The 12,422-nt window shown below is 51.4% G+C and carries 11 protein-coding genes; 9 read left to right on the top strand and 2 right to left on the bottom strand.

The window, feature by feature from the left end; all coding sequences use genetic code 11:
* The first annotated feature begins 8 nt into the window (after positions 1-8).
* The 9 genes from KK083_RS02650 to KK083_RS02690 all read left to right on the top strand — a co-directional run bounded on the left by KK083_RS02650 (position 9) and on the right by KK083_RS02690 (position 11,251).
* Complete coding sequence (locus KK083_RS02650; RefSeq protein ID WP_254160432.1) at positions 9-212, top strand: DUF3098 domain-containing protein; 204 nt, start codon at positions 9-11, stop codon at positions 210-212.
* A gap of 95 nt (positions 213-307) precedes the next feature.
* The gene (locus KK083_RS02655; protein WP_254160434.1) at positions 308-1,099 is read left to right on the top strand and encodes an undecaprenyl-diphosphate phosphatase; all 792 of its coding nucleotides are present in this window, start codon (positions 308-310) and stop codon (positions 1,097-1,099) included.
* Positions 1,099-1,758, top strand: coding sequence for a tRNA pseudouridine(55) synthase TruB (gene truB, locus KK083_RS02660; RefSeq protein WP_254160723.1), 660 nt, complete (start codon positions 1,099-1,101; stop codon positions 1,756-1,758). The genes KK083_RS02655 and truB overlap by 1 nt, the downstream gene beginning before the upstream one ends.
* Positions 1,755-2,690: a bifunctional riboflavin kinase/FAD synthetase gene (locus tag KK083_RS02665; protein ID WP_254160436.1), complete on the top strand. Its 936-nt coding sequence runs from the start codon at positions 1,755-1,757 to the stop codon at positions 2,688-2,690. The genes truB and KK083_RS02665 overlap by 4 nt, the downstream gene beginning before the upstream one ends.
* 18 nt (positions 2,691-2,708) lie before the next feature.
* The gene (locus tag KK083_RS02670) at positions 2,709-4,715 is read left to right on the top strand and encodes an acetoacetate--CoA ligase (RefSeq protein ID WP_254160438.1); all 2,007 of its coding nucleotides are present in this window, start codon (positions 2,709-2,711) and stop codon (positions 4,713-4,715) included.
* 106 nt (positions 4,716-4,821) lie between these two features.
* Positions 4,822-5,157, top strand: a complete 336-nt coding sequence (gene gldC / locus KK083_RS02675) for a gliding motility protein GldC (RefSeq protein WP_254160440.1) — start codon at positions 4,822-4,824, stop codon at positions 5,155-5,157.
* A gap of 267 nt (positions 5,158-5,424) precedes the next feature.
* Complete coding sequence (locus tag KK083_RS02680; RefSeq protein ID WP_254160442.1) at positions 5,425-8,190, top strand: TonB-dependent receptor; 2,766 nt, start codon at positions 5,425-5,427, stop codon at positions 8,188-8,190.
* An 8-nt stretch (positions 8,191-8,198) separates the two neighbouring features.
* A complete protein-coding gene (locus KK083_RS02685; RefSeq protein WP_254160444.1) occupies positions 8,199-9,905 on the top strand; it encodes an SGNH/GDSL hydrolase family protein in 1,707 nt (568 codons plus the stop codon).
* A gap of 137 nt (positions 9,906-10,042) precedes the next feature.
* A complete protein-coding gene (locus KK083_RS02690; RefSeq protein ID WP_254160446.1) occupies positions 10,043-11,251 on the top strand; it encodes an alpha/beta hydrolase family protein in 1,209 nt (402 codons plus the stop codon).
* Here KK083_RS02690 and KK083_RS02695 read toward each other — a convergent pair whose 3' ends face one another.
* Positions 11,252-11,638 (bottom strand): rhodanese-like domain-containing protein, encoded by a 387-nt coding sequence (locus KK083_RS02695; RefSeq protein ID WP_254160448.1) that lies wholly within the window; start codon positions 11,636-11,638, stop codon positions 11,252-11,254. It lies immediately after the preceding gene.
* Between the two features lie 3 nt (positions 11,639-11,641).
* Positions 11,642-12,406, bottom strand: coding sequence for a YdcF family protein (locus KK083_RS02700; RefSeq protein WP_254160449.1), 765 nt, complete (start codon positions 12,404-12,406; stop codon positions 11,642-11,644).
* Positions 12,407-12,422 lie beyond the last annotated feature (16 nt).

Consider the following 12,422-nt stretch of genomic DNA (forward strand, 5'->3'; position numbering starts at 1 on the left):
AGAATACTATGGATAAACTTCCTTTTGGCAGAAAGAACTATCAATGGATGATCATCGGCATCGTTACGCTCATTGTTGGTTTCACCGTGATGTCGCTTGATCAGAAACCCCATGGCTTTGGTTTCCTTGGCCTCACCCTCGGTCCCATCATTGTGATGTCGGGCTTCATCATAGAGATCTACGCCATCCTGCACAAACCCACTGACAAATAGTTAAAAGTTCAAAATTTAAAGTTTAAAGTTCTTCAAAGTTACTCCAGGCCTCGACGAACTTTAAACTTGAAACTTCTAACTTTAAACTTTCCCGCATGTCAATATTCGAGTCGATTGTACTGGCCATTATCGAAGGGATAACGGAGTTTCTGCCCATATCTTCCACGGGGCACATGATCATCGGTTCATCGGTGATGGGCATTGCTGACGATCCGTTCACCAAGATGTTTACTGTATCGATCCAGTTCGGTGCTATCCTCTCTGTGGTAGTGCTTTACTGGAAACGTTTTTTTCAGTCGCTCGACTTCTATTATAAGATCCTGGTGGCCTTTATTCCCGCAGCCATTGCTGGACTATTGTTCAAAGACAAGATCGATGCACTGCTCGAAAGGGTTGATGTTGTAGGTTTCACGCTGTTGCTGGGAGGTATCTTCTTCCTGGTGATGGACAAGATCTTCAAACCGGAACAGCAGACGGAAGAAAAGGTCACTTATCCAAAGGCTCTTAAGATCGGCTGTTTCCAGGTGATCTCCATGATCCCGGGTGTTTCGCGTTCAGCCGCCACCATCATCGGCGGACTTTCACAAAAGCTTACAAGGAAGGCCGCGGCAGAGTTCTCATTTTTCCTGGCGGTACCCACTATGTTCGCCGCCACTGCACTCACGATCTTCAAATTCTACTGGGACGGTGGATCATTCGGCAAAGAGGAACTGACCGCCCTGGCACTTGGCAATGTGGTGGCATTCGTTGTTGCCATGCTCGCCATCAAATCGTTTATCACTTTCTTAACACGCCACGGGTTCGCCATTTTCGGATATTACCGCATCATCGTGGGCATCATCATCCTCGTTCTTTATTACCTTGGTGTTGACCTTTCCATAGTGTGATGGATCACGCACCCACAGACGAAGGTCGTGTTTTGCTCATCGACAAACCGTACGAATGGACCTCATTCGACGTTGTAAATAAGCTTCGCTATAAGCTGAAGATAAAAAAGATCGGCCACGCAGGAACACTCGACCCGCTGGCTACCGGACTGCTGATCATCTGCACCGGAAAAATGACGAAGCGCATCGAAGAATTCATGGGGCTGGAGAAAGAGTACACCGGCAAATTTGTGATCGGCCAGACAACACCGTCGCACGATCTTGAAACGCAAGTAAGCGCTGCCACCGATATCTCGGGAATAACCGAAACGATGATCCAAGAGACGGCCCGCACCTTCACCGGCGTCATCAGCCAGCTCCCTCCAATGCACTCTGCCATCAAGATCGGCGGTAAACGCGCCTACCAGTTTGCGCGCAAAGGAAAGGAAGTAGCGCTGCAGCCACGGCAGGTGGAGATCAGCTCCTTCGAGATCACCGACATAAAGCCGCCGGAAATAAGCTTCCGCATAGTCTGTTCAAAAGGTACCTATATCCGCAGCATTGCACGTGACTTTGGCGACGCACTTGGAGTGGGCGCCTATCTTTCACATCTTTGCCGTACCCGGATCGGGCCTTATTTGCTGTCTAACGCCATCACGATTGAAGAAGTATCGGTATGAAGATCTATCACGGTATTGATGATTTCAGCAAGCTGAATTTTGCAGTGGTCACCAGCGGCACCTTCGATGGTGTGCACGTGGGCCATCAGAAGATCTTTGCCAGACTGAGAGAGATCGCCCGGCGCCACCAGGGAGAGACTGTAGTGCTCACGTTCTGGCCTCACCCCAGGCTGGTGCTGCATCCCGAAGACGAGTCGCTGAAGCTGCTCAACACCTTCGAAGAAAAAGCCGCGTTCCTGAAAGACCAGGGCATCGACCACCTTATCAGGATCCCGTTCACCAAGGAGTTCTCGCAGCTCACCTCTGAACAATTTATCCGCCAGATCCTGGTGGAGACTATCGGCACCAAAAAACTGGTGATCGGCTACGACCATCACTTCGGCAAAAACAGGGAAGGCAGCTTCGAACAACTGAAACAAAACGCGCCCAAGTATGGGTTCGAAGTGGAAGAGATCCCCAGGCAGGACGTTGACCATGTCGGCGTAAGCTCCACCAAGATCAGAAAAGCACTCGAAGAAGGCGATATTGAAACGGCCACCCATTTTTTGGGCAAACCTTACAGCCTCACCGGCCGCGTTGTTGCCGGCGACAAGCTGGGCCGCCTGATGGGCTACCCCACCGCCAACATCGAGATCGACACCAAATACAAGCTCATTCCCATGGATGGTATCTATGCCGTCACCGTACAACATGAGCACACCACGTACGGAGGCATGCTTTACATCGGCAACCGCCCCACCATCAACGGCACGAAACAAAACATCGAGGTCAACATCTTCGATTTCAATAAAGACATTTACGGTGAGTCGCTGACCATTTACATTCACAAGCTCATCCGCGGCGATGCCAAGTTCAGCGACCTCGAAGCCTTGAAAAATCAACTGCACCTTGACCAACAGGCTTCCCTGGCGATCTTAAAAAATCTACCTTAGCCATCAAATCTTTCAGGTATGGAATCACCGCGATTGCTCTGGAGTCCCACCACCAGGTTCAAAACCGAATCCAACCTTCATCACTACCTGCAGTGGCTCAGGGACAACAATGATCTTTCATTCAACGACTATCACGAGCTCTGGAACTGGTCTGTAAACGATCTTCCGGCTTTCTGGGAAAGTCTCTGGCGATATTTCAACATCATCCATGACGGAAGCTACCAGCAGGTGTGCAGCGCCGATCCCATGCCCCATACGCAGTGGTTCAGCGGAACACGGTTGAATTATGCGGAGCATGTTTTCAGAATGGATGGTGTTGTTGGTGAAGAACACCAACAACGGCGACAGCACGAACACCAACATGGGCGAGGGCCGGCCATTGTTTTCAAGAATGAAGATTCGCCGATACAGGAGATCTCGTGGCAGGAGCTGCGGCAGCAGGTGGCGGCACTTCAGCATTTTCTGAGGCGGCAGGGTGTGCAGGCGGGAGACCGTATTGTGGCGTATATGCCCTGCATTCCGGAAGCATCGGTTGCGCTACTGGCATCGGCATCGTTGGGTGCTGTGTGGTCGAGCTGCTCGCCGGATTTTGGTGTGAACGCGGTGATCGATCGTTTCGCACAGATCGAGCCCAAGGTATTGATCGCGGTTGATCAATACCGCTACGGCGGAAAAGTGTTTGACAAAACCGACGTGGTGCGTGAGCTCGTCAAAGCCATGCCTTCGTTGGAATGTGTCATCGTCGTTTCAGACAAAGATCTGACATTCTCTGATAAGCGGTCGATCCGTTGGGAGAGCATCATACAAGAAAAGGGTCATATACTGGAATTCGTGCGCGTACCCTTCGATCATCCCATCTGGGTGTTGTATTCTTCTGGCACCACCGGCCTGCCGAAAGCGATCACCCATTCACAAGGAGGCATCCTGCTCGAACAACTTAAATACGGTACGTTTCACAATGACTTCAAACCAGGCGAGCGCTGCTTCTGGTACACCACCACGGGCTGGATGATGTGGAACTATATTCACGGAAGCCTGCTGGCCGGCGGAACCATGGTGCTTTACGATGGAAGTCCCGCCTACCCGGACCTGAACGGACTCTGGAAATTCACCCAGGATGCCGGCATCCATCACTTCGGCACCAGCGCAGGTTTTATACTGGCAAACCTGAAGGCCAACATCGAACCTTCGGCGCAGTTCGATCTTTCAGCGCTGCGATCCATCGGCTCAACCGGCAGCACGTTGCCACCGGAAGGTTTTGACTGGGTGTATCGCCATGTGAAGGAAGATCTCTGGCTCGCCTCCATGAGCGGTGGCACCGATGTGTGCAGCGCTTTTGTTGGGGGCACCCCCCTGTGGCCAGTGTATGCGGGAGAGATCCAGTGCCGGGCGCTGGGATGCAAGCTTGAAGCCTTTGATGAACAAGGTAAGCCTGTTACCGGTGAGGTAGGCGAAATGGTGATCTCCGCTCCCATGCCTTCCATGCCTGTATATTTCTGGAACGATCCGGCGTTCAAACGTTACCATGAAAGCTACTTCGAGATGTATGCCGGTGTATGGCGCCATGGCGACTGGATCACGATCACACCGCGTCAGGGCGTGATCATCTACGGAAGATCGGATGCCACCTTGAACCGCGGCGGCGTACGCATCGGAACAAGCGAGATCTACCGCGCAGTAGACAAAGTGAAAGAAGTGAAAGACAGCCTGATCCTGTGCATTGAAAAAGAAGGCGGCGAATTCTGGATGCCCCTGTTCGTGGTGATGCACGAAGGGGAAACTTTGAGCGAAGACATCAGGAAAAAGATCAACACCACCATCAGGAGTGAATACAGTCCGCGCCACGTACCCGACGAGATCATTGCCGTGCCTGACGTACCTTATACCATCAGCGGCAAAAAGACAGAGACGCCCGTAAAGAAGGTGCTCATGGGCAAAGACCCCGCCGAAGTGGTCAATGCCGGTGCCCTGAAAAATCCGGGGTCGATGGAGTTTTTTATTGCGCTTGCAAAAAGCAGTCGATAGATCGTGGTCGATGGTCCATGGCCGTGCCGTTTAACAATCACATGAGAGCCCTAATCTAACCATGGACTATGGACAATGGACCATGGACTTTTCTTAACTTGCGCCCATGAAAAAATCAACGATCAATTTCACTGTTCAGCTCGATCAGAATAATATACCGGACAAGATCTTCTGGGACGCCACCGACAAGCCGGATCCGAATATGTCTGAGACGAAATCCATCAGCATTGCCCTGTGGGACGAACGTCAGAAGAATACACTCCGCATCGACCTGTGGACCAAAGATATGCCTGTGAATGAAATGAAACGGTTCTACATCGACTGCCTTGGAGGCCTTGCTCAAAGTATGCTTACCGCCACCGGCGACGAGGTGATGGCCAATGAGACCAACGCCTTGTGTGAACGGCTCGTGAAACACATTCAGTCACAGAAAGAGGAATAGTCGACGGCCCACGGTCGACGGTCCACGGCCGCGAAGTGTTGCTTTTCGCTGGCGGACTTTTAAAGCAAAGTTCTTATTACGTAAGACTTACCAGCGTAATCTTCTCCAACCTGACCGTGGTCTGTGGACCGTGGACTGTGGACTATTTAAGTCCTTCAAACGTTTGTTTTTAGCTAAAAATTTGTACTTTACCGTACAAAATGCTCGGTATGCAGAATATCTGGGCAACTACCCAATTACAAAAACCAACTTATTTAGCGAAGACCTATGACTAATCTTTACAAAGGCTCTGTGGCGACATGCTTTGCGCTCCTGCTGTCCGTTGCAGCATTGTATGCCCAAACCAGTATCTCCGGAAAGGTGGTGGATTCTGCCTCCGGGGAATCCCTTGCGGGGGTTAACATTGTTGTAAAAGGCAAGGTGATCGGTACGATCACAGATACCAATGGAGCGTTCTCACTCCAGGTAAGCGACTCCCCTCCCCTCACGCTGGTATTCTCATTCGTAGGGTTCAAGACCTATGAAATGGCGATCTCCGATGCCAGTACCACCAACGTTGAGGTGAAACTTGAAGAACAAACCGTGCTGGGTGAAGAAGTGGTTATCGCTGCTTCCCGTGTGGAGGAGAGTATCCTCAAATCGCCGGTAACGGTAGAAAAAATAGACCTGCTCGACATCAAACAAACTGCGGCGCCTGAATTCTACGACGCGCTTGCCAACGTAAAGGGTGTGCAATTTACCTCCAGCAGTTTGAACTTTCCGCAGATCAATACACGGGGTTTCGCCACCATTGCCAACGTTCGGTTTGTGCAGATGGTTGACGGTATCGATACCCAGGCTCCCCTGCTGAACTTCCCCACCGGAAATATCGTGGGCCTCGGCGAGCTCGATGCAGAAAGTATGGAGCTCCTTCCCGGAACGGCTTCTGCCCTCTACGGACCCAATGCCTTTAACGGCGTGCTGCTCATGAGAAGCAAAAGTCCCTTCGAGTACCAGGGCCTCAGCGCTCAGCTCAAGGGTGGTATCACTACCTCTGACGCACAGGGTGAATCTTTCCCGTTCTACAACTTCGGCCTCCGTTACGCCAAAGCGTTCAAGAACAAGTTCGCCTTCAAAGTGAATTTTTCCATTTTCGATGCCGAAGACTGGCACAGCACCGACTATACAACCGATGTGAACCGCCCCGACTATCCGGCTAACCTCACAGGCCAGCCGAACTTCGATGGTGTGAACACGTATGGTGATGAAACCCGCATCAACTTTACCGTTCCTGTTCCCAGCATCGGCCCCTTCGACCTGAGAAGGACCGGATGGAGAGAACAGGACCTGATCGATAACTATGATGCCAAAAGTATCAAAGGTGATGCCGCGCTGCATTACAGGATCAACGATAACCTGGAAGTGCTTTACAACTACCGGTATGGTGGCGGTAGCTCCGTATACCAGGGCTCCCAGAAGTATGCGCTCCGGGATTTTACACAGCAATTCCACAAGCTTGAGCTGCGCTCTAAATCATTCTTCGTACGCGGCTATGTAACCGCTACGGACGCAGGCGATTCTTATAACATGGCAGCGTTGGGCGGCCTTTTGAATGAACGCATCAGTCCCACCGCATCACAGTGGGCCCCTACTTACGGTCAATCCTATGTGTTGGCTATGCAGGGATATGCCCCTGGCGTTCCGGCTGGCAATCCGGATGAAGCGCACAAGTTTGCAAGGGCACAGGCAGATGCAAGCAGGCCTGCCGTTGGTTCTGCCGAGTTCAAACAACTGCTGGAAGCTGTGCGCAATGATTATTTTCAGCGCGACCCTTCCGGTGCCAAGTTCATTGATAACTCACGACTGTATCACGGTGAGTTCAACTACAACTTCGGCGATAAGATCAAGTTTGCCGAGATCCAGCTTGGCGGTAACGTGAGAAGGTACAGCCTGTTCTCTGACGGAACCATCTTCAACGAAGCTCCCGATGACGGCACCAATTTCCAACGCATTGACATTGACGAATTCGGATTCTATACCCAGTTATCCAAAACCGTAGCAGACGCACTCAAGCTGACAGGTTCGCTTCGTTTTGACAAGAATGAGAACTTCGACGGACGCGTGACACCACGGATCTCTGCCGTGTATACCTTCAGCGAAACCCACAACGTGAGGGCTTCGTTCCAGACCGGTTTCAGGAACCCCGATACCCAGGCTCAGTTCATCTACTTCCCTGTAGGAACGAACACGCTGCTGGGCAGCACAAAAGCCAATGCACAGAGATATGGTGTACATGAGGGCGGCGCTTATACCATCGACTCTTACAATGCTTACCTGGCCTCCGGCGGAACACTCACAGACTCCGGCCCTTCCGGTGGCAATCCTGCGCTGCTGGTTGACGCGTACGTTCCTTACGTTGGGCCTGAGCAGCTCAAGTCTTTTGAAGTGGGTTACAAAGGTATCTTCGGCGGAAAGTTCCTGGTTGACCTCAACGCTTACTACACCACGTATACTGACTTTATCGGTGGCGATGATTATGTGTTAAAAAGCCCCACTACCCATCAGGGCGATAAGGTACCTGCCGGCACAGTATATTCCCTTTATGTGAACTTCCCTGAAGATGTTGAGTCGTATGGTGTTGGCCTGGGACTGACCTATAATTTACCCAGGGGCTACACGCTTTCCGGTAACTATAACTATGCAGCGTTCGATGATAACAGCGAGGCGAACAGCCAGTTCAGGGCAGGATTCAATACGCCCAACAACAAGTTCAATGTAAGCATCGGTAATCGTAAGGTGACAAAGAACTTCGGCTTCAACCTGAACTACCGCTGGCAGGAAGAGTTCCTGTGGCAATCGGACTTCGGTTCATGGAATGTACCTGAGTTCGGTGTCTTCGATGCACAGGTGAGCTACAAAGTGCCTTCTATCAAAACCATTGTGAAGCTGGGCGGGTCTAATATCTTCGGAAACGATTACAGGACCAATCTCGGCGGACCGTTCGTAGGCCAGCAGTATTACCTCTCTTTAACTTTTGACGAATTCTTTAATTAAAAAGATCTATGAAAAAGCTGAAAATATATTCCTATATCATCGCGCTTCTGGTAACCGGAGTTTCGTGTGAGCAGGAGCTTGTTGATAATTCGGCCAGCCCTTGTCCCTCTGACGATCCTACCATTATTTGTCCTCAGCAGGAAGTGGATCAGTGCGCCGGCGCCAGCGCAGGATCGGCGAACTTCGGGAAATTTATCGCGATCGGAAACTCCTTTGTAGCGGGTGTCCAGGGCGGCGCTTTGTTCACGGCAGGCCAGAACAATTCACTGCCCGCTATCCTGAACAAACAATTCGAGTGCGTAGGTGCTCCCGCCAACTTTGTTCAGCCTTCTATCAACGCAACACTTGGATGGAACCTGTTCATAACACAGCCGAAGCTCACAGACCCGACGAAGCCTGCGCTTGGACGGATGCTGCTGCAATACGGCACCAACATTGATTGCGCTACCGGTGCAGCGTCACCCAGGCCGACACCCCAGGCCTATGCGCCGTCAAACGTCGAAGCCGTTCCTAATCCCGCGGTAAACCCCGGATTTATTTATACAGGCGGCAAGGCAACGCTCAACAACTTCGGCGTACCTGCCGTTGTATTGGGGCAATCGCTGATCCCGCAGACAGGCGCGTGGGCAGGTGCCAACTCAGACCCGAGGTTCAATCCTTTCTATGGCCGACTGGCATATCCCGGCACAGGATCTTCAACCATCATCGGAGATGCTGCCGCCGCACAAGGTACCTTCTTCCTCTTCTGGCTCGGACTGGATGACTTCTTCCTCTATGCAGCTTTTGGAGGAGATCCTGCCAGGGCACCCCTAACACCCGCCAGCGGTGGACTTCCCAATGGTTTCGATGGCCAGTACGCTGCAGCCATTGGATCGCTGATGGCATCAAACGCTAATCTTAAAGGTGTTGTGGGAAATTTCCCGAACATCTTCGCGATGCCGCACTTTACATCCGTTACTTATAATCCCATTCCACTGGATGCGACCACTGCCGCAGCCGTTAGCACAGGTTTTGCAGGCTACAACGCAGCGCTCGATGGCCTGATCGCCAACGCTGCAGCGTTTGGTATCAACGATGCGCTGAAAGCAGAAATTGCTACCAGGAAAGTGAGCTTCAGCGCGGGTTGCAACAACAAGATCCTGATCATTGATGAGACCCTCACAGATCTCGGACCTTACTTCGACGGATTGAAGAATGCCGGCGCCATTAACGATGCTCAAAGGACGGCGCTTGTTCCCTATCAGCGTGTGAGGCAAACCACACCAACCGACATTATTCCGCTGAGTGCAGGCACAGTGCTGGGCACTACGGTTGGCGGAAACGCTACCATGGTGAACGGTGTTACTGTTCCGCTGGCTGATCAATATGTTCTCATTCCTTCAGAGATCGCTCAGATCGAAACTGCCCGTGCTGCGTACAATGCCGTGGTGGCCAACACGGTTGCTGCTTTTAGCACAAGGCTCGCATTGGCTGATGTGAATGCGGCGCTCACATCGTTTGTAACTGCCAGAGCGGCCGTTGCCAACAACATCACAGTTACGCCCAACATCAATCCGCCTACAGGTATTTATTCGGAAGATGGCGCACATCCTAACAGCAGGGGTTACGCCTTTATTGCGAACGTTTTTATCGATGCCATCAACGCTAAATTCGGGGCAAGCGTTCCTAAAGTGAACCTGGCTAAATACAGCGCTACGGCACTGCCTATTCAATAAACGATCTTCATCACAGAAAAAAAGTGCTCTTCGTGAGCACTTTTTTTTTCTCCTTCACTGTTAAAGTATCTGTGCCTGTCGGCTCAAGCCAATGCAAGCGAGTAAGTAAATCCAGTAATCCTGAAATCCTGTTAATCATGATCAAGACACCCTCCATCACCCGGCTGCTTTTTTTCAGCATCACTTGGTTTGTGATTGCCTGTTCTGATGACAACAATCCACCGCCCGTGGTGGAGAAAGTACTGGTAGAGTCAGTCAAGATAGAATCAAGGACAGCGCAGCAACTGAAAACGCTTGTTCAGTTCTCGGGGAGGGATATCGATCCTTCCATTATGAAATATAACGTGAATACGTATCGCGTTACTTACAAGACCACTTATAAAGGTGATGAGATCGTTGCTTCGGGCGTGATCGCCCTGCCCTTTACTACGGATCAAGTCGGCATGGTGAGCGTTCAGCACGGCACCATTGTACAGCAGACCGACGCACCCTCTGCGCAAGGGGCGGGCAGCTTTGACCTGGTGGTGTATGCCGCCATGGCATCATCAGGTTTTATAGTAGTGGTGCCGGACATGATCGGCTTCGGGCAATCCAAGAACATCTTCCACCCCTATTACGTGGAGGAAGCCATTGCCCAGGCGATCGTAGACAATGTCAGGGCGGCCGCTGAGCTGGCGGAAGATGACGACGTGAGCTTCAACAACAGGCTTTTCCTGGCGGGCTACTCTGAGGGTGGTTACGCCACGATGGCGGCGCACAAAGCGATTGAAGCGGAGCCTATAAAAGACATCGACCTGGTCGCGTCGTTTCCCGCTGCCGGAGGCTACGATATCCAGGCCATGCAGCACTACATTTTCAACCAGGATCAATATCCGCAGCCTTATTACCTCGCTTACGTGGCAAGGAGCTACCAACTGTACTATGAGAAGAGTGGCCTTCTTGCAGATTTTTTTAACGAGCCCTATGTCTCGCGCATCCCGAACCTGTTCGACGGAATTACCAGCGCGGGAAATATCAATGTACAGCTTTCTAACCGGATGGGTGAGCTGATCAGGGAAGACCTGAGGCTGAACCTCGACACCGACACCCGGTATGCCTACATCCGCAATGCTTTTGCCGAGAATTCGTTAACGGACTGGGCACCGTCAATTCCCATGTATATGTACCACGGACAGCAAGACACCACCGTTCCTTACGAGAACAGTGTTACCACCTATCAGAAACTGATCGCCAATGGAACGTCTGCTGAGACTTTGAAATTCATTCCGCTGCCAGGAAAGGACCATACCACAGGAATAGATCCGTACATCGATGATGTGATCAAAAAAATGCAGCAGCTAAAATGATCACTTTGCCCTGGATATCGGCAGCTTCTGTTTTTTCCAGGCCGTAAATCCTTCTGCGAGGTTATAAACGTGCTTGAATCCCAGGCGGGCCATCAGGTCGGCCGTCTCCCTGCTTCTGCCGCCCACTGCGCAATAAATAAAATAGGTTTTGTTCCTGTCAAGCTTGCCTACCGCAGATTCAAAATCCTTTCTAAAATAGTCGAGCTGATCAGCGCCCGGGATCACGCCCCTGGCCATCTCATCAGACGTTCGCAGGTCAAGGAGCACCTCGCCTGACAGAGAATCCATCTTCGATTTAAATGCCGCGGGTGACAGGTCTTCCACAGCAGATTGAGCAAAACAACCCGTAGCCGCTACAACCAGGAGAAATGTGATGATGCTTTTCATACCTCAAATATAACCAGCCAGCTTATATGCTAAAAATCCCACCCATTCGCGGACAAGCTTGTGCCAAACGATCAGCGCATTCAGCTGCGGAATGATCAGGGTATCTGGATAAAATTCACGGGAATGTGAATAGAAATCAGTGGTGAAGTGATCGAGCTGCACCCCTGCCTTGCGATAACATGCCAGCGAACGGCGCATGTGAAAAGCGGAGGTGATCAACAGGCAATCCGCCCCTTTGTATCCCTGATCTTCCAGCATCTGCTTTACCTGGACGGCCGACTCGTAGGTATTCCGTGTTTCATTTTCAATGATGATGGCACTGTCAGGAACGCCCATCATCACCATTGCTTTTTTGAACAGGTTTGCTTCCGGTTCAGGCTCGCCCGTTAAACGCCCGCTGCCACCGCTGATGAGTATTTTCTCCAGAAGTCCTGCTTTGTAAAGCTGAACGGTGTGTGTTACCCGGTCGGCGCCTCGTTGAAAGTACACACGGTCATTCGGACTGAGTGACAAGGTCGAGCCGGTAAGTACAATGCCCAATTCATAGGGCTGCAAATCGCTGATCGGCGTGGGCGGAAGCTCCCAGGCGCGCATGCATTCGTTCGCAATAAAATCGTTGCTGAAAAAGAGCAACATCACCAGGCCTGACCAGAGCATCCTTTTTTTCCAACGCACATTCCTGATCACCACCGAAGCCAGCAGGCAGATGCAGATCAGCGTGAGCGGCATCACCAGGTAGGTCAGTGTTTTGGAAAGGACAAAAAACATACGCTACCGCAGGCTG

Origin of the sequence: Chryseosolibacter histidinae, from assembly GCF_018598225.1 — a bacterium.
GTDB lineage: Bacteria > Bacteroidota > Bacteroidia > Cytophagales > Cyclobacteriaceae > Chryseosolibacter > Chryseosolibacter histidini.